This window comes from Lysinibacillus sp. G1-3, from assembly GCF_056322905.1.
In genome coordinates this window covers 15,956-36,452 of record NZ_JBWHYQ010000007.1, presented here as the reverse complement: position 1 = coordinate 36,452, position 20,497 = coordinate 15,956, and the positions used below count along the sequence as shown (strand labels likewise).

The 20,497-nt window shown below is 35.4% G+C and carries 11 protein-coding genes and 1 pseudogene; 6 read left to right on the top strand and 6 right to left on the bottom strand.

All coding sequences use genetic code 11. The annotated features are described in order from the left end of the window. Positions 1-193 precede the first annotated feature (193 nt). Complete coding sequence (locus tag ACVYAD_RS08540) at positions 194-1,075, bottom strand: C40 family peptidase (RefSeq protein ID WP_476425838.1); 882 nt, start codon at positions 1,073-1,075, stop codon at positions 194-196. Between the two features lie 249 nt (positions 1,076-1,324). Between ACVYAD_RS08540 and brnQ the strand changes: the two genes are divergently transcribed. The 4 genes from brnQ (at position 1,325) to ACVYAD_RS08520 (ending at position 8,274) form a co-directional block, all read left to right on the top strand. Continuing rightward, positions 1,325-2,644, top strand: a complete 1,320-nt coding sequence (gene brnQ / locus ACVYAD_RS08535; protein WP_349661272.1) for a branched-chain amino acid transport system II carrier protein — start codon at positions 1,325-1,327, stop codon at positions 2,642-2,644. Positions 2,645-2,852: 208 nt separating this feature from the next. After that, positions 2,853-4,232, top strand: a complete 1,380-nt coding sequence (locus ACVYAD_RS08530) for a S41 family peptidase (protein WP_476425836.1) — start codon at positions 2,853-2,855, stop codon at positions 4,230-4,232. Between the two features lie 307 nt (positions 4,233-4,539). After that, positions 4,540-6,519 carry an S-layer homology domain-containing protein gene (locus ACVYAD_RS08525; protein ID WP_476425834.1) on the top strand — a complete coding sequence of 660 codons (1,980 nt, stop codon included), beginning with the start codon at positions 4,540-4,542 and terminating at the stop codon, positions 6,517-6,519. Between the two features lie 741 nt (positions 6,520-7,260). Further along, positions 7,261-8,274: a hypothetical protein gene (locus tag ACVYAD_RS08520; protein WP_476425832.1), complete on the top strand. Its 1,014-nt coding sequence runs from the start codon at positions 7,261-7,263 to the stop codon at positions 8,272-8,274. Between the two features lie 452 nt (positions 8,275-8,726). Here ACVYAD_RS08520 and ACVYAD_RS08515 read toward each other — a convergent pair whose 3' ends face one another. The 4 genes from ACVYAD_RS08515 to ACVYAD_RS08500 form a co-directional block, all read right to left on the bottom strand. Beyond that, the gene (locus ACVYAD_RS08515; RefSeq protein WP_476425830.1) at positions 8,727-10,649 is read right to left on the bottom strand and encodes an N-acetylmuramoyl-L-alanine amidase; all 1,923 of its coding nucleotides are present in this window, start codon (positions 10,647-10,649) and stop codon (positions 8,727-8,729) included. Positions 10,650-10,868: 219 nt separating this feature from the next. Then, on the bottom strand, positions 10,869-11,783 hold the full coding sequence (locus ACVYAD_RS08510; RefSeq protein ID WP_349661277.1) for a C40 family peptidase: 915 nt from the start codon (positions 11,781-11,783) through the stop codon (positions 10,869-10,871). 222 nt (positions 11,784-12,005) lie between these two features. Next, the gene (locus tag ACVYAD_RS08505; RefSeq protein WP_476425828.1) at positions 12,006-13,085 is read right to left on the bottom strand and encodes a CAP and S-layer homology domain-containing protein; all 1,080 of its coding nucleotides are present in this window, start codon (positions 13,083-13,085) and stop codon (positions 12,006-12,008) included. Between the two features lie 193 nt (positions 13,086-13,278). Further along, complete coding sequence (locus ACVYAD_RS08500) at positions 13,279-16,746, bottom strand: hypothetical protein (RefSeq protein WP_476425826.1); 3,468 nt, start codon at positions 16,744-16,746, stop codon at positions 13,279-13,281. 314 nt (positions 16,747-17,060) lie between these two features. Here ACVYAD_RS08500 and ACVYAD_RS08495 point away from each other — a divergent pair, with 314 nt between their 5' ends. Both ACVYAD_RS08495 and ACVYAD_RS08490 read left to right on the top strand, forming a co-directional pair. Next, positions 17,061-17,738 (top strand): hypothetical protein, encoded by a 678-nt coding sequence (locus tag ACVYAD_RS08495; protein WP_349661279.1) that lies wholly within the window; start codon positions 17,061-17,063, stop codon positions 17,736-17,738. Next, the gene (locus ACVYAD_RS08490; protein ID WP_349661280.1) at positions 17,738-18,991 is read left to right on the top strand and encodes an HlyD family secretion protein; all 1,254 of its coding nucleotides are present in this window, start codon (positions 17,738-17,740) and stop codon (positions 18,989-18,991) included. Before ACVYAD_RS08495 ends, ACVYAD_RS08490 begins: the two co-directional genes overlap by 1 nt. A 953-nt stretch (positions 18,992-19,944) precedes the next feature. Here the strand turns inward: ACVYAD_RS08490 and ACVYAD_RS08485 are convergent. Then, positions 19,945-20,348, bottom strand: a pseudogene (locus tag ACVYAD_RS08485) (transposase family protein); the annotation flags it as partial. Positions 20,349-20,497: the final 149 nt, after the last annotated feature.

The window sequence follows — 20,497 nt, the reverse complement described above, 5'->3', positions numbered from 1 at the left end:
GCGGGTATCTCTTCCTTCCGCGGGTATTCCCCTCCCTTCCGCGGGTATCCGCCTCCCTTCCGCGGGTATTCACCTCTCTTCCGCGGGTATTCACCTCTCTTCCGCGGGTATTCACCTCTCTTCCGCGGGTATTCACCTTCCCGCGCATAAAAAAAAGCGATTTCTGCTGTATATGCAAAAAATCGCTTTTCCTTTATTTTATAGCGTCGAAACGTTTATAAGCTACTAATCTTGTAGACCAGTAAGAGTATGTAACGTCTGATACTTCAACACCGTCTGCTCCTGCATGGATAAATTTATTGTTGCCTATATAAATACCCATATGAGAGATACCCTGTTTATACGTATTTTCGAAGAATACTAAATCGCCAGATACCGGATTATTAACTTGTGTTGAATTATCGAAATAGCCTTCGCTACTGTTTCTGCCAATTTTTAATCCACCTTGATTAAAGGCATAGTAAATAAGGCCACTGCAATCTAGACCATCTGGTGTGTTGCCACCGTAGAGATATGGTGTTCCTACTAATGAATTCGCTACTTCTATTGTTTTCTTATTGATAGCTTGTCCATTGGCAGTAGGATCTTTTGATGTTCCTGAACCTGAAGATCCGTTATTATGTACTGTTTCATTTCCGGGTACTGAAGCTCCCGCAGATAATTTTAACACTTGTCCAATGTAGATCGTGTCTGTCGCAAGCCCATTCCAGTCTTTGATTTCCTTTACTAATATATTATATTGCTTAGCGATTTTGGATAAGGAATCGCCTTTAACGACTGTATGGGAAGTAACTGTAGGTTTTGATGGTGTTGTTGTTGATGGATTTGAAGGTTTTACCGTTTCGTTAGTCGTTTGTTTTGAAATTTCAAGCTTTTGTGCGACATAAATCATATCATTCTTTAAATTGTTCCAAGTTTTTATGTCTTGTACTGTTACTTTATGGCTTGAAGCGATTTTAGATAAAGTATCTCCTTTTTGTACGGTATAAGTAGCGGCTTCTGCACTTTGTAATGCTAAAAAAGAAGTAGCAATAGTTGTTAAAGCAAGGATTCTTAATTTTTTTGTCTTTTTCATACCAATTTGCCTCCATTCGTGCTAAAATATTTCCTTGTGTGTCTATCATACTAGATATTTTCGTAATCAGAAATCGGAAAAACTGACTATTTTTCAAACAATTTATGAATCTTAATGAATCCGACATATTCTGACAAATAATAAGAGATTATTGATTGCAAGAATAGTATTCGTATGATAACATACACTTCTGTATTTAAAATTTTTAGAAAGTTTAATCTTTTCAAATTTAAAGGAGTTTTAATTTTTATGAAAAACATTTTGCTTTTCATCAAAGAGAATCTAGCAGTAGGTTTACTATTATTTGCCTTGTTTTTAGGCGCCGGAAATATTATCTTCCCCCCATTATTAGGTCAACAAGCTGGTGAACATATAACGTCAGCAATGATTGGTTTCTTAATAACAGGTGTTGGGTTACCACTATTAGCCATCGTTGCGATTGCGAAGGCGGGTGGCGATCTACAAATACTAGCAAACCGTGTTGGCGCTACCTTTGGTATTATTTTCACATCAATTGTTTATTTAGCGATTGGTCCATTTTTTGCAGTGCCGCGTACGGGTTCTGTTTCCTATGAAATCGGAATTGTCCCATTTCTTCCAGAGGGAGCAGCAGATCATTGGGCACCACTTTTGATTACTTCTGTTATATTTTTCGCCTTAATACTAGTCTTAGCAATTAACCCTTCAAAGCTTGTTGATCGCGTTGGGAAAATTTTAACGCCTGTTCTATTAGGTGTTATTCTACTACTAGCTATTAAAAGCTTTATTTCCCCAATGGGTGAACCAGGGGCAGCTATAGGAAAATACACTTCGTCACCATTGACTGAAGGCTTTGTTCAAGGCTATTTAACAATGGATGTACTTAGTGCATTAGTATTCGGAATCGTTATATTGCAAGCATTACGCGACATGGGTATGTCAGATACTAAGAAGCAAGTCAAAACGACAATTTTCGCTGGTATTGTTGCCGCAATTGGCTTGTCGTTTGTCTATATCGCACTTGGACAAATTGGTAACACTAGTATTAATGCAATAGGCACTTTTGATAATGGCGGTACTATTATAGCGAAGTCAGCTGAAGCTCTTTTTGGTACACTTGGGACTATTATATTATCTGCCACAATTTTACTAGCGTGTATATCTACTGCTGTAGGTTTATTGACTGCCAATGCTCAATTTTTCAATAAACTATTTCCTAGTGTTTCGTATAAAACGTTTTTAGTAATTTTCACAATATTCAGTGCAGCAATTACTAACGTTGGTCTTGAAACAATTATTAGTGCATCACTACCTGTATTATTAATCATCTATCCACTAGCGATGGTGTTAATGGTTCTTTCACTTTTCGATAACTTCTTTAAAGGTGGAAAAATCGTTTACATTTTAGCATTAATTCCTACATTCTTCGTTAGTCTGAACGATGGTTTTAAGCAAATGGAGATTACGATTACACCGTATGTGAATATTTTAAAAGCTTTACCATTATATGAACAAAGTCTAGCATGGCTTGTACCTGCAATAGTTGGTGCACTTATCGGCTTTGTTATTCATAAGCTAACAAAAAAATAAAATATCTTCATCTATAAGATAACTAGAATCTGCTTTCCTTTTTTGCGAATGTCCTTTACCTTTCTCAAAAAAGTTAGCAGATTCTTTTTTGTAGGAAATCCCGTCCGTTGCGCGAAGAAGGAAAAATGTCACCTACAACTTTGGTGATAAGCCCTATTACAGTTATATGGAAAATCATGTATACTAAATATTAGAAAAGAGGTGTCCTATGAAAAGAGTATTGTGGTCATTTGTATTCGTTCTAAGCTTTTTCATCTTTCCGTTAACAAACGCTTCTGCTGCAAGCAATGAACAACAGCTTGTAAAGGAAATTAAGGAAATTATTACGGAAAATTACGTGGGAACTATCCATGGAAATTTGCAAAAGGCTAAAACGATTCCTGAAATCCTTGAAATGCTAGATCCTTATTCTACATATTTTACGAAAAAGGAATTCGAGGAATTTATCAATAGCATCGATCTATCAACAATTGGGGTTGGTGTGATTATCGAAGAACATGAAGATGGCATTCATATTTTACAAGTGTTTGAGGGTAGCGGTGCATCAGATGCAGGTGTCGTTGCTGGAGACATTATTACTGCCATTAACGGACAATCCGTTGTAGGAAGCTCCACGCAAGAAGTCTCATCCTTATTAATTGGTGATGAAAATACTAAATTAGGCGTGACACTCCAACATGCAGATGGTACAACTTCTACGACAACGATTACACGAAAAAAATTCACATTACCGAATGTGGAATCTACATTACTATTTGGGAATGTTGGATACATTGCTATGTCATCCTTCTCTGAAGACGGTGCAGAGCTTGTAAAGAAAGCACTAATTCAGTTAAAACAGAGTGGTGCAACTTCTTTTATCTTGGATTTACAAAACAACGGTGGAGGCTATGTAACAACGGCTCAGGAGATTACAGGATTTTTCCCAAAAGCAAAAATCGCCTTTTTACTGGAAGAAGCGCATGCCAATTATAAAGTGCGTGCAGTCAATCAAGACGAAAAATTCCCTGCTGATACACGTATTCTTGTAAACCGCTATAGTGCTAGCGCCTCTGAAATGTTAGCAGCAACATTGCAAGATCAGCAATCTGCTATTTTATACGGAGAAACTACATACGGAAAAGGCTGTATGCAGGGCTTTTTTGAACTGCAGGATGGTAGCTATTTAAAGCTTACAATCGGTAATTTTACAGGTCCTTTAGGGAAAACAATTAATGAGGTCGGTGTAAAACCGAACATTCAAACTAAGACTGCCCCTATTTTCCAGGCACATTATGACGCAATCAAAGCACAATATACAAAATATAAAGAGCTGGCAAGCTTAAAAAATGTTGCGGATCCTAAAAATTTAACAGTGAAAGTTCCTTATACACTTTCTTCACAAATGTCTGAGGATAAGGTTCAGCTAATTGCTTTAGGTGGTAATGAAGTGCCTATGACAGCTAAAGTAGATGGTCGTTCATTAATCGTAACCCCATCAAAACCTTTATCTGCTGGGCGAGAATATATGATTCTTGTCCATCCAAAAACACAAAATGCTAACAAACCACCGCAAGGTTTTTATCAGCGTATAATAATGAAAAAATAAAAAATGCCTCTCACCATTTAAGTAGCTTCATTACTTAATGTCGGTGGGAGTTTTTTTTCTATTCTTGCATTAAAATTACTGGCTGAAGATATATACACTAACGTCTTACTCATCAAATACTTTACCAATCCGCTAAACGCAAATGTCCTTCACCTTATTGTCTATCCAACTATTTCTATTAACATAGCTCAAAAGTATAGTTATTGGTAAATTTTGATTGGCATATTTTATGTTATTTCTAACATTTGACCCTTATCTTAATTCTCCAACTTTGTTAAAATAATAGAAGCTTAGGAGGGTTAAAACTATGAAAAAACTATCAATGTTAACGGTGGTGTTAATGGCACTTGTTAGCATGCTTATTTGGCAACCAAACATGGCATATGCTGATGAGCTCTCAGGACATATGCATGAAAGTGGTTTACGCTATTTAATTTCCAAAGATGCATTACTGCAAGATGCAAATGGAAGCTATCGTCCAAACGACACTGTCACGCGCGGAGAATTTGCTACTTACATAGCAAAGGCTTTAAACCTTGAGAAAAAGGATAATATTACTTTCACAGATGTCCCAGATACATATTTATTTGCGAGTGATATTAAGCTTGCTGCTTCTGCTGGGATTATCACAGGTTATACAGATGGTTCGTTTAAACCAAATGCCCGTATTTCAAGAGAACATATGGCAGTTATGCTAATTAGAGCTGTTGATTATTTAAAAATCCCAAAAGGTACACCATCCACTACTTTTATGGATAATGCAGCTATTTTTAAAGACTTCCGCCAAGACATTGCTATCGGAGCAGATTTAGGGCTTATTAAAGGTAGCTCCAATGGAATGTTTTTACCAAAAGATAACGCCACAATTGGCGAGGCCTCTACATTTGTACTTCGCTTAATACTTCTAGCGGACGATGTTAAAAATGATGGTGGTAACACTAATAATAACGGCAATAATGGTAACAACGACAATAACGGCAATAACGGGAACAACAATGGTGATACTGGTAATGGTAACTCTACTAAGTTCATCGTAAAAGAAATTTCAAATGGCAATCTTGTAGGAAACGAAGCCTTTTCTAGCTTTGATGCTGCTGAAAAAGCCTTGTCAAAAAATACACTTGTCATTACGCTAAATGATAAAATTATGAAAATGTCATCTGGTTATGTTGTAACTAATAATTATGTAGCCCTTAAATCTGAAACAATTAAAGATCAAATTTCTGTTGCTGCTAATACAGAAATGCAGTATTTAGGTAGTGATGCGACACAAGTAAAAGTTAGTTTAGCAGGTCAGGTTGGGTATTTAAAACATGCCGATGTTACATTAATCCCATCTGCTTTAAGTAAGGGTCGTTCTTACTATTCAAACGAGAATGGTGAAATTAAACATACTTTATATGATTATAAATCAAATAAATACTCTTCTAGCTATGTATATGGAAAAGCTCCAGACTTCATGAAGCAGGGCGAAAAGTACTTTAGCTGGAATGGCATTAATTTCTATAATGCTAGTGGCTCTTCAAAAGGTGAAGCTTATAATTACTATCAATTTTTACCTGCACGTGCCCAAACTCAATATACTGCAGCAGAACTAGATAATTACATTATGCAAAAGTTAGCTGAGGTTGAAAGTTCAGGGGCTAGTCTTTATAAAAATGCGACACAGAAAAGTAAGTTAATCGGTTTAGGGAAAGTATTAAAAGAAGTAGAAGCAAATGCTCACATTAATGCTATGCTTATTTTATCGCTTGCCCAGCATGAAAGTGCATATGGTATGAGTGACCATGCTCAAAATCTTAACAACTTATTTGGTTTATATGTATATGACACGAATCCACTAAATAAAAAGTTTGATAGTGTTGCAGCCAATATTAATGAACTTGTTGAAAAGTTCTTGCAGCCTAATTACATTACACCAGGTGGCCCTTACACGAATGGTGCAGTAGTTGGTTCTAAGGAAGTCGGCTTTAACGTGAAGTATGCATCTGATCCATTTTGGGGTGCTAAAATTGCTGGACACTACTACCGTGCCGAAAAAACTTTAGGCTTTAAAGATGCAAAAAATCCATACAAAATTGGTCGTACGACAACAACTGGCCTAAATGTTCGTCCAGATGCATCAACAAGTCAAAGTCCACTTTACACATATAATAAAAGCGGTATGCCCGTTATTGTAACCGATACGAATGTTAATGGTTGGTATGAAGTACTTTCTGATAAACTCCACACACAATCAGCCTACATCAATAAAGAGTATGTTCAATTCATTAATACCGTGAAGTAGCAATTAAAGGCTGTCTCCGAATATTTTCGGGGCAGCCTTTTTCGATAGTTATTATCTTTACTAAAACCGTTGGCAAATTGAATGATTCTATCAATTATGTCGGCATTGTGCTTAGGCCTGAATGAGGCCGTCACGCTGACTCTCCTATCGGTAATGCCACAGGCCATCGTTTTGGTTAGTTAGCCGTTACCGTATGAACACGGCGATTTTTTGGATAACATCGTTTATAAGGACAGAGCCTATTAAGGCTATCCAAGAACACCCCACCTCAAATATGTAGGTTACATATAAAAGTAGTTAATCTTGTCAAAGATAAAATAGCTGCTTTTTTTATTTTTTTCTTCTTACGATTATACACATTTAATACGTTCTCAAGATTATCTTCCAAAAGATACATTAGAGGTTTGAAAGTTTTAAACGGATTTAGTGGTTTACTGTTACTATGGCTGATTGGCACTTTTTTCAAGGCGTAAAAGATAGATTAAGGTGTTGAGAAAAACATAAAAGAATGATAGACTTTTGAATGGAAATGCAGTAAATAATTACTATACGAAAGAATATTACTAATAAAAATACAACATCAAAATTCAAAATAAAGCTCCGTAGCAATTATTTTACTATGTTTCTTTTTAGTCTAGGAATATATCGTATATTCACACAATATATACATACATGTTTTACCACAGGTATACTAGTGAAAGAAGAAATAGTTTTCGTTAAATATTTAAAAGGGGTTCAATCATGAAATTCAAATTTTTAATGTTAAGTGGCTTAGGAACTGCATTACTTGTAGGATGTTCAGATACCGAAACAAAAGATGGGAAAGAGTTGAAAAATACACAATCCGAACTTTCTCAAGAAACAGTTACAAATCAAAAAGTCGTGGAATTAAATAATATAAGGAACGGTTTACTTGAATTTGTTTGGGATTACAATGGATACGGGAGTTACAATTTTGAAGACACAACAGTCGTTGTTAATGCTAAATTACCAACAGAAGAAGATCGTAAACAAGAATTGAAACGAACTTATCAACACTTAAGCAATCTAAGAGCGATTGATGAAGAAAAACTGCAAAATTATCAGGCTTCTTTAAAGGACGCTGCGATTCAATTAAACGAGAAGAAATTAGAGCTAATTGAATTAAAACCTAAAGTTTTTAAAGATGGTGGATACGGTCTTATGCTTAAAGCAGAACCTTTAGAAAAAGATTTAACTCGTTACAAAGAATTGTTAAATGAACTCATCAAAATAATTGATGCTGAAAAAGAAAATATTTTACGATTGGAAATTGCTATCGTGAATACTTTTGATATTTCCGAAGAAGATGTGAAGGATTTCATAGAATATAAAAAAATGATTCCAAAACACTTAAAAGACAAATACGCTCTTCATTCAGAAGATATATGGAATATAACTCATAAACCAATGTTACCGCCTGAGAAATATACCGATTTATTGGCATATACAAGTGGTGTGAAAGCAATTTTAGAAGATAAATTAGAAAATAAATATGCTAAAAGAGATTATGAATTCATCAGTCAATTGAAAACTATTGAAGAATATAAAAATATACTTTCAGAGTATAAAAACAATTTAAACGAAGAGACTTTTAAAGATTATTATCAAGCTTCTTTATCGATTCATAATTATTTAGTCGCAAAAGATTCTTTCCTTTTAACTGATTTAGACTTAACAACGTACTATGAATTTACTAATTATGAAGGACAATTCTACAGTTTGAAATTATTCTAAGAAAATAAGCACTTCAGTAAACAATAATACCCCCGCTTTCTTAGAGTAATGGTTGTACTCTATAAGAGAGTGATTGAAGAGAAAGTTTATTTGAAATTAATAAATCTAACTGAACGAATAATAAGAATGTATATGAGCCCCTTTCCGATTCTATGGAATCGGAAAGGGGCTCTACTTCTTTCTCTTATCTAATCAGCTCTCACGACTACCTGAACACTCCCCTAACCTCCTCGAGCCTTTGCCCCCTCTTCTTAGCCCAAAACAAAATATATTTATCTATACATAAAAACCTACATGCAAACATAAAAATAATCAGTGAGAAAAATACATCTATCATATATTAACTATGCCAGGTTAAAGACTATCTTCATAGAGCCCTATCTTTCCTTAACAATAAAAAAACTGTCCCAAAAGTGAGTTAATCACTTTAGGACAGTTTCTATGTTGATCAATTATTGCTTTTTGTAGTATTGCTCAATTCCGTTATAGATAGAATCTGCAAATTTATTTACATTTTCATCAGTTGTCATTTTTTGACGATCTCCATCATTCGTTAAGAAGCCAAGTTCCACTAAAATGGATGGAATGCTCATATTATTAATTACATAGTATGGATATTGCTTAACGCCACGATTTTTCATATTTAAATTGTTAACAATTTGATTATTTACAAAAGTGCCTAAATCAATATCCTCCTGATGCATATCTCCTGATGAAATAGAATAATATGTTTCAGTACCCGATGCTGAGGTATTGGTAGCAGAGTTTACATGCACACTTACGAAAATCTCACCATAGTTAGCATTTGTAAAATCTACTCGACCTTGTAAGGTAGGGAACGTATCAGCAGTACGAGTCATGTACACTTTTGCGCCAGCATTCTCAAGCTTTTGCTTAACTAGTGTGCTCACTTTTAATGTAATGTTCTTTTCAGAGAAAGAACCTAGTACTGTCCCTGGATCCTTACCACCATGACCTGGATCTAGGATAATAATACGATTTTGCAACGGTTTGCCATTTTGATTTAATAATTTTAAATACGATTTATGGACATAACCTGATTTACCATTGTATTCGATGCTTGCCCAGTAACCATTAATTCCATTAACTTTAACAGAGTCGCCCTTGTTAAGCTTAAATAGCACTGTAGAAGTTGCATTTGCTTCACTACGGACATTTAGGTTTCCAACAGTTGCTCGTCCTAATACATCACCTGAAGCTGTAGGTGGTGTTGTAGGTGGAGTTGGATCAGTTTGTTCGTCTTTACCCGTTTCTGTTGTGCTGTTCGCTACAATGTAACCTGGTAAACCATTTACTTGCGTTAAATGATAGCCGCCAGCAGTTTTGTAAACTGGTAATTTTACATTCGCTTTAATAGTTTGAATGACTTTTGCTGAAGAAGTTGGTTTGACATATAAGTTAATAGCCCCATTAGATGTCACTTCTTTTTGGACAGCCCCTAATTCATTGCCATCTGCATCTAAAAATTGTGCATAATCTTTATAAAGATAAGCATAGGCACCTTTATATGTTACTTTCAGCCATTTGCCCTGAACTTCATAAACTGATAGTTTGCCGCCTTTATTAACTATACCAACAATGTTAGTATTTGAAGAACTATCCGCTGTTTTACGGATGTTTAGACCATCTGTCGTTACTTTGACGAGCCCAATAACTTCTTTTGTATCAGGTACAGATGAACCTTTTACTGGTAACTCTAAACGATATTTCTCACTTTTTGCACGTGCTACAAATAATGAAAAATGCGCACGTGTAACAGTACTATTTGGTAAATAATTTTTACCACTACCATTTGTAATACCATTATAGTAAATTGTATTTACATACTTAACGTAAGGGTGTGTAATACTTACGTCAGCAAATGGTGAATCTAAGTTTTCATATTCACTTGTGTCTAAGTTAAATGCCTTCGTTAATACATGGCTCATTTCATCACGAGTGATAGCCTTTTTTGGTAAGAATTTGCCTTGTGTATTCGTTGAAAAGAACCCTAATTGCACAGCTCTTTCAATATAACCTGACATTTCAGTACCTACTGTTACATCCGAAAAACTTGATTTGTTTACGACCAATGGTTTGTTACCTGAGGCAACGACAACCATTTTTGCCACTTGTTCACGTGTTACAGACTCATTTGGACCAAAGACTCTTTTCCCATTTACAAAATATCCTTGGATAACACCCAAGCTCACTAAATAATTGATTTCTTCATAAGCTTCGTGATTTTTGGAGATATCTGCAAATGTTACATTTGTAGTTGTATCTGCCATTACACTATCACTATGTATAGTAAACATAGAAGCTGAAATGAATAAGACGCACAACAAAATAAGACTAATTTTTTTAAGATTCAATGTCTTATTTCCTCCCTTCCTGTTCTCTTAACGTATTCATTTTAACAAAATTAACTAAACAAATCATCATCTGACAGCACTTTTTATGTTTATTTTTTCCAATCACTTCCTTTTCAGTGAAATTATCATAAAAATAGAAGAGTCTGCAATTGCAAACTCTCCTCTAATTATAAGCTATTTAAAAGATCTTTTCTTGCAATCAATGCATCAATGAAAATATTATCTAGATTGTAATCTTTCAATAAACATTTTTAGCTCTTTAATTTTTAGTAATTCATCCATACCAAAGTTGCCATTGCCATCTCCATTAGTAACACCGTTCGATGCAAGAATAGAAACATATTGATTAGCCCAGCTATCTTGTGGTACATCACTAAATGTTACTTCTTGACCAGCATTCTCAAGTCCGAACGCTATAACTAATACTTTCGCAATTTGTGCACGAGTAATTGGTGAAGATGGATTGAATTTACCACTTGCATCACCTTCAAAAATACCTAATTTTGCAACAGCTGCAATTGCACCTGCATGCTCATACGTTGGTTTTATATCGACAAAACCACTATTTTTGTCAGATGTATCTAAGTTTAAAGCTTTCGCAATTTGTGAAGCAGCTTCCGCACGTGAAGCATATACTGTAAAATCAATTGCTACTTTCTTTACTTCAGCTTGTTGTTCTTCGTCAAATGTAGCAACTCGTTTAGCGCCAATGTAGCGAGAACCCCAATAATATGGATCATTTACGTTTGAATAACTAACACCTTGGTTAGTTTGAGAGTGGATCATTTTACCGTCACCTATGTATATAGATACATGTGAGACACCTTTGCCACTTGTATTGAAAAATAGTAAATCTCCAACTTGAAGATCACTTTTAGCAACTGCTGTCCCTTGTTGGTATTGAGCGCCTGATGTGCGGTTTAATGTGATGCCTAAATCTGCAAATACTTGAGAAGTAAAGCCAGAGCAATCAAAACCGCTTGTAGTTGTCCCACCGTATTTATATGGAATGCCTAAATATTTAGAAGCTGTATCAGTGACTTCAGTTTGAGTCGCTGCTTCAGCTGAATCTATATGAGTTGTAGAAAATAACATGAAAGATGCAAAAATCGGTAATAACCATTTTTTCTTCATACTTTTGTTATACCCCCTCTAAACTTTTTTGCCTATACATAGACTATCATAAAAGGGGGTATTTTAATTTTTCAATTGTGTAACGATTTCCGGAATAAACAAAAACGCTGATATACCAACGTTTTTTGGCATCATCAGCGTTAAAAATGGAAAAATTTTATTGGTTATTTATAGCATCCGTAACATAAATGTAACATTAGCAACTCTTTGTTACATAACCATTTATTTACTCGAAAATAGTTGAACCCAATAATAATTTCCTTGGCGGTCCTGTGTAACCGCAACACCTGTATTTGTATAATGCTCCTTCATAATATTATCTCGATGGTCAGGAGAAGCCATCCATCCTTTCACAACGGTTTCTGGCGATTTGAAATACCTTGCAATATTCTCGCCGAAGCTCGTGTAAGAATAATCAAATAATGTCGCTAAATCCCAAGGAGCACCATAATAAGGAGAAATATGTTCAAAATAATTGCGTTTAACCATGTCCTGGGCTTTTATAATTGCGATTTGTGTCAGTTCCGAATCATAGGTAACAGGAGCTAGTTGGTTCTCTTCCCGTTCCACATTGATGAGCCGAATGACCTCTTTTGACCAAGCTGTCGAAAGATTTAATGTTGGTATATAATCCTTTGCTAAATAATCATAAGCCACTTCAAGCTTCTTTACTTTTTGCTGAAAATTTATACTACGTTCAACAAAAACTGCTGTTTGAGCCCGTGTCACTAATTTGTTGGGTGCAAAATGCTTGGCATCTACTCCGCCAATAATTCCTATATCTGTTAGTGATTCGATATAGTTTTTTGCCCAGTATGTAGCAGGAACATCATCAAATTTACTTTTATTTTTACCATCAACTTTAAACTGATAGGCTAGTGCTAGCATTTTTGCAACTTCCGAACGCTTTAAAGGCTCATTTGGATGAAAGGCATCACTATTTTGTAAAACCCCTATGCCTACAAGTTTCTGAATTTCCTTGTAATAGGGATGTGTAGCAGGAACATCTTTAAAGTGTAGTGAAATCGAAGTATCTGTGTTTGTTTGAATAGACCGAGCAATTGCAGATACAGCCTCTGCCCTCGTAATAGCTTGGTCCGGCTTAAATGTATTGTCAGTATATGTAGTCATATATTGCTTCGACAGCATATGTTGAATTGACGAACTTGCCCAATATGAACTAGACACATCACCAGCGATGTTGGATGCTGCGTCTGCCTTACTAATCCCAGATAAATTTCCAATAGTTGTAGCTTGTAAAACAATTGAAAGTACCAATATACTTATCACCCTTTTAAACATGGCTACCTCCTATATTTAAATTATTTTAAATTATACCCCTCAAACACGGAAATAAAACTCCCTATTACATACGATTTCTTGATTGATAAGGTTTCACTTTTTTTGGAAATTTCATAGCTTTATAAATTTGTTTTCTATAGTATAGAAGGAGTTTCCCCAAAATATGCATTGGGAAAACTCCTTCTTGTTATTTCTATTCGATCATTTTTAAATATTCTTCTAGAATGCGGTAGTTATATACTAAATCCTGCTGTTCCAGTGAAAGTGAGTTATATAGTTTTTGAGCAGCTAACACTTTTTTCTCAAATGACGTATTGTCTGGATCAATAACAGAGATAGCTTGAACTACTTTTTGAACAGCCTCTACATCCTTTTCAGCTTTCTTTAATTCATCCTCATTGATGACTTGTCCTCTTAATTTCGAGTCTAACGCTTTATAGGCTGCAACTGCATTCGCTACATCTTCTAAATACGTTGAAGAGGTTGGTGAAAGGCTAGCTATTAATTCAACGACTTTCTTTACATCGGCCATACTTTTCTCTGCGTCTAACAAGATCGAATAATTCGTAATCCTTTGCTTATCTGTCGTATTTAAGCTATCGTACTCTTTTCGTACTGCTTCCACCATACCAAAGTAAAATTTGTCCTTTGGATTTAAATTAGCAATGTTTTTATATACTTTTATTACGTTATCTAATGATAATAATAGATCATCATTATAGACGTAACGTCTTTGCTCGGCATTTAGCTTATCATAGGCTTTTAAGATTTTTTGATATTGACTATTCATGTCTTTGGCCGTAAGTAGTCGATCGATATCCTCGACAACACTAATAACAGGCTTTAAAAGCTTCTCTTGATCTTGTAACACTTTGTAATTTTGTACGGCTCTTTGTTGATCCTTTGGTAAAGCGTTATAAGCTGCACGAATTTCCTGAATACGTTTCACATATTGCTTCGGATCTACAGACGGTAACTCATTAATCATCTGCATAACATTACCAGCACCTAAAATGCTTGTTTCTGCTGCTTGTAATAAGTAATAGTTTGTTACATATTGCTTCTTATCTGCCGCTAGCGCGTCATAAAGCGCACGTGCCCGAACTGTATCCTCAAGATATGTACTACTTGAAGATTTCAGTTTACTAATTAATTCAATCACCTGAGATATAGGCTCATAGTTTTGTAAAACATCGATATTATTAATATATTTTTTCTGATCTTTATTTAAATTATCATACGCCTTACGCGCAGAATTAACCTTGCTGACAAAATTATTGGATTCCGGATCCAAATTATTAATTTGCAGCATTACATTTAAAATAGGTTTTACCTCTTTTTCACGTGCTGTTAAATCTTTAATATTTGTGACTAATTTCTTTTGATTTGAAGTTAACTGATCATACGCTACACGTGCATCTAGGAGCTTCGTTAAATAGTCGCCATCTTGTTGTTTCGTTAAATCAATAAGCTCGACAACTTTTTGTGCTACTCCATACTCATTTTCTGCTGCTACAAGCGCATCATAATTAATGATTACTTGTTGCTTCTCATTAGGTAGTGCATCGTACATCTCTCGTGCTGTTTTCATATCTTGGTAGAATGTCTTGCTTGATGGCTTTAATGTTGCAATGAGGCCAATCAGTGAAGCCACATCTTCAACTGCAGTTAGATTCGCATAGTTCGTCACACGTTTTTGCGATACTGCATCTAGTGCATTATAAGCCTTACGCGCAGCGAGTACTTTTTTCGTGTAATCCTTGCTTGTAGGATTTAAGGCATCGATCATTTGAATAACCTTAATAACAGCCTTATTATTTTTTTCGTAAGTAGTTAAAGTTTTTGCCTGCTCTACTAGTTTCTTCGCATTTTTATCCATTGTTTTGTACTCTGCAGATAATGCAGCTACCTTCGCCACGAAAGTATCTGGATTTTCATTCGCTAATGCTAAGACACGATCATCAAAAGCCTTGGCTGTATCGATATAGCCCTGTGCTTTTGTTAAATCACCACTATTGACTACATCCTTTTTAAGGTCACCTAATTTATTAAACGCTTCATTTGCTTTCGCCACATTATCTTTATATGTCTTTTGGGATGGATTTAAAGCATTTATTTGAACAATCACTTCTATTACAGCGACCTTCTCATTTAAATTATTATGATTTCTTACATACCCTTGTTTTGTCGCGTCCAACTTTGCGTAAGCTGTATAAGCAGATTTCGCTTTTGAAATATAACTTTTAGATGTTGGATCTAACTTTTCAAATTGATCAATCACATTGACGACTGCCTTATGTGATTTCTCTAAATCTGTTAGGACTTTAATGTTTGTCACACGGCTTTTAGATGCTGATGGAAGTGCATTATAAGCGGAGCGAGCTTTTAACATATCAACTACTAGATTATTAGAGTTTTTTAAATTATCAATTTCACTGATAAGGTCTGCTACAGCTTTATCTTCATTTGCAAGTTGCGACAATTTAGTCTCAAGCTTGTTTTTAATTTCATTTAACGCTGCTGCATCGCTACTATTCCCAGCATTTAACGCAGCTACTTTAGTTTGTAATGCCTCTAGTTGTGCTTTGTAATCCTTCATAGATGAATTTAGTGCATTTACTTGTTTCGATACATCAGCATATTGGAAATATAACTTTAATTTATCGCTATTTTTCACTAATGCCTTTTCACTCTCCCCAAGTTTGTCAAAGGCAGCTTGGGCAGCAAGTGTTTTGCTATCGAAAGTAGAAGCTTTAGGGTCTAAGCCGTCGATTAATTTTTCCACGTTTAGCACTGCTTTATTAACCGAAGACAGATTGGATAAGGCATCCGTATACTTTTTATAAGGTGTTACAGAATCGTTATTTGGATTATGGGCTACGACCACTTTCTTTTGATTCGCTGTTAGTGCATTATAAGCTGTCGTAACTTTTTCCAATGCTGCTGTAATGTTTGCATAGTCATTTGGATTTTTATTTAATATAGCTACTAAACTCTCTAGTTCGGTAGTGACTGGTAATACAGCAGCAGCATCTCCTTTTAAATTAAGCAGCTTCGCAATATCTGCTCCCTTTGTTTTAAAATAGGCATTGCGTGCAGCCTCATCATAGTCATATTGTAAAGATGTACCGCGAATTGTAGAGGCAATATCGCTAGCTTTAACAAGTGCGATTTCCACTGCTTTGCCAAAAGCATCTTGGACGCTTAAATAAGAGGAATCACCTGATTCTTTTAAAAATTTATTAAAATTGTTCTCTACAGCTGTCACATCATTGATAAATGACTTACTTGTATATGTTATTTCATTAATGTTCTTTCCTATTTCCTTTAGTTCGCCTATTAATCGACGTTGCTCGACAACATATTTATACTTCGCTTGAATAAAATCAATCTCATCACTAGTAAAACCAAAAGTTGCTAGATTTGCTACATCACCTTTTGCAATAACCATTTCATCGGCTGTCGAATTCTCGGAGAGCTTCGCAAATTGTGCTATCATTTGTTCTTTTGTCGTTGCGGCAGCTACTCCGTTAACGTTGGCAACTTGTTCTGTTTGAGTTAATACGCGAGGCTGTGCATCATTATTTTCCTGTGCATTCGCTATAGCTGTTGGTGCCAGTAATAGACTCGTTATAACTCCCGCCGTCAATTTTCGATTCAATCGAACCACCCTTTCATTTTTCGATTCATTACTTTTGTATCGGTGAAATTCATGTGATTTCAAGCCATTATTTACACTATTAAGCGTATCAAAAGTAATTTTTTATAATAACTTGATAGAAATACAGGAAGTTTTTTCTATTATACTATACAATAGTTTTATATGATGTTTTCCATCATTCGACATGTAGTTTTTTATATTGTTTTTTTGACGAAATTATTGAAAAAAACAGCTATTTTTTTATGTCAATATCGTTTAACAAGGTGTATACTACAAATTTGATATTTACTATTTTGGAAGAGAGGAAACTGTATATGTTTTACCGTTATAAATTTTGGCATAGCTTAAAAAATCCAACCTACTTTACTAAAATTGTAGAAGAAGGTGAGATTATTGGATACAAAAGACGTTCGTTGACGGTTTTCATCTTATTCCTTCTGTTATTCACTGCTCGTGAATATTGGGGGATGGGTACTGAAACTTTAACGACATTGTTCGCAATGGATTTACATAATGAATACTACGTGGCTCGTTACCTTTCGATGCTTGGTGCCATTTTATGGGCTATTGTCTATTTTTGCTTCCATTATTACGGTGTTACCTACCTTTTACATCTATTAACGGACATTCCCTATACATGGATTAAAAAAGTCCAATTATATGTTGTCACATTTTTATTAATCGAAAAAACTATCTTGTTTGCTGTATTCTACTTAACTGGCTATACAACACTCTTTTCATTCTTTTCATTAGCGCCTCTTGCATTGCAGATGATGAGTACGGATTATGTCTTATTCACACTTAATCAATTGACAGTGGCGACTATGCTAACAATTGTTGTACAGTACACATTCCTATCTAAATGGGAGGAAGAGGCGAGCAGAAAAATATTAGTCGTAAAAATTATCGGCATACAACTATTTATGGCCTTATTTGTTGGTCTAATTAGTGTATTACCAATTAAAGAATGGATTGTTAGGGGGTTAGGATAATGGCATTTATCAAATCAAAGCCTTGGACAAGCTTGACCATCGTGTTGACAATGCTATTAGTCGGCGTAAATGCTTATTTTGTCTTTAAAGACGATAGCAAAATTACACGATCCTACTATATCGATGAATTTCAAAAAGCTTATAAAGGTACAAATACAGAACGTGTCAAAAAGGAAACGATTGTTGCACCAGCTGAAACATATACACTTACAGCCGATGCGACAAGCTTATCCGCAGTGAATGTAAAGCGTGGCCAAAAAGTATCTCCTAATGATGTACTGGCTACTTTTAAATCAGAAGAAGTTGATAATGAGTTAACAAAGCTCGAGGCAGAACGTGCAGCCTATGAAACTGAACGAAGTGATTTAGAAGATGCACTTTCTCAAATCGAGAATGATTATGATGATGCTGATCCGAAAAGCTCCGTCAATACGGACCAAATAAACGGCACATTATCTGTCACACTACAATTGGAGCTAGGACAGCAAAGTTCACCATCGACAGCAATAGCCCTTTTGAATCGACATATTGCCGAAACAGATCGTCAAATTGCGCTAATGGATGCACAAATTGAACAAATACAAGCTCGCGAAGGTGTCGTTAGCCCAGTGGACGGTGTTATTGCAGCCGTTAAAGAAGAATCTGGGACAGTCACATTTGAAATTTATTCTACTGAAAAAACGATGCTTGCCTATTTATCTGAGGATGAGTGGCAAAAAGTATCGGAAGGTCAAACTGTTGATTTTAAAGTAAAACATATGAAAGATTCCTTATCTGGTACTGTACTAGAAAAACAAACGATTGCAACAGATGATTCTTCTATTTGGGGGAATGAACTTGCAAAAACAACAGATTTACCTCAACCAACGAATTATGAAGTAGTGTTGCAACAAGATGAACCAATGGAGGACATTCCATTTTCGACTACTGGCAAAGCCTCTATTATTGTCAACGAAGCATCTGATTCTTATAAAATAGATAAATCGTGGGTGCATGCTACTAAAAAGAAAGGTAAAAAAATATACATTGTTGGACCGGATGGAAAAATCGACATGAAGGATATTCATGTTAACTTTAAAACTGCACAGTCAGCTATTTTTACTGACAGTTTAGATGAAGGAACACCTATGATATCCGATAAACAACGTAATCTTACAGCCTATGCTTTCCGTACAATGCCTGTTGAGAAAATCCAATGGAAACATTTCAAGAAATTAGATTGGAAACACTATGTTAAATATATTGTTTTCTAAATAAATTTTATAGTTCTTCTTATATAATAAAAAATCCGCTTCAATTTCTGTGAGCAAGAAAAGAGCAGCAACGGTTTGCTCTCCTCACAGAAATCTAGGCGGATTTTTTCATTGGTGATGTAAAAAAAGACTAAACAAAATGATTAAAGAAATTTTTGTTAAAATTATTACACTTTATATGAGGTGATTTCCGTTCTAGGCTACTCGCTTTGTTGCTGTCGCTCCGCTTTCGCACAGTTAAAACATTTGTTGCTGTCGCTTCGCTTTCTCGCAGAGCAGAGCTTCCTGCGGGCGAGCGTCGAGCCGCTTCCTTCGCTAAAGGAACGAAGGCTAAATGCGTCACGTCCTGTGACAATGCCTTCGTGACCAACATCATGTTGGCCTCAGGGTCTCGTCTGTCTCGCTTTCCCGCGGGAGTCGAGTAGCCTTCCACTCCAATCAACAATAGCATAGAACTTTTATAAATTTTATGCACTACAAAATTGGACACTATGACAATGCATCATAATTGAACAGAATAGACTTAATAACAGTGACGTAATTGTACATTGTCGTTGCAGGCCCAAGACGACACTCTTTTGCTAAAGTTGCGTTTTATCACCTAAATTAAAGCGATATGTCAGAGGCTACATGCTATGTGAATCAGTTGATGGAATGGAGACTGGACAATATAATAAACAGTTTTGTGTAGAATGAAGGTGGATGTCGATAAATTTGAAAAGTTGGGTGATAAAACGTGAAAGTTTATCGATAAAATTTAAAAATTGGCGATAATTCCTGAAAGTGTTTCGATAAAACTAAAAAGTTGGATGTTATTTTTTAAAACCGTACATCATATGAAGCGGTTGATTGGAGTGGAGGCTAGGCGACTCCTCGGGGATCAGCAAAAGACATCTGTTGGCCCGAGACCCTGAAGCGAGCAACGCGAGTGAAGCGGCTCATCCTCGAAAGTGATCGAAACGGTGAATGACCGTCGAAGTTGATGTGCCCAGTACTTCTGCAGCTTCTTTAAATGTTTTGGCTTTAATAGCACGGCACGTATACTAACTACTTGATTCCATTCTTTTGAATAACGTTGATATTTATCTACAAAGGGGGATTTTTCAGAGAAACGCTTTCCACAATTACAAACATAACGACGACGTTTATAGAAAAGAATAGTTAAACGTTCAAACCACTTTAAATGATTGATCTTTTGTATACGATAATCGTGAACCTTCGAAGTTTCTTTTTTACAAACTGGACATTGATGCGTACATTTAGGCAATTGTACATACAATGCGATTCGATCGCCTATTTCTTCTACTTTCGTAATCACTACATCTTTTAATCCTGGGATATTCATGTTAAAATTCATTTGCACAGTTCACCTTTCTATTACTTGTTTCTCGACAATTCAAGTATATAAATCGGCGAATCTGTGCTTTTTTTATGCGTGTAATTGTGTGAATACCTCAAAAAATATTATAGGACCAAAATAACAAACCCCTGTAGAATTCAATCCTA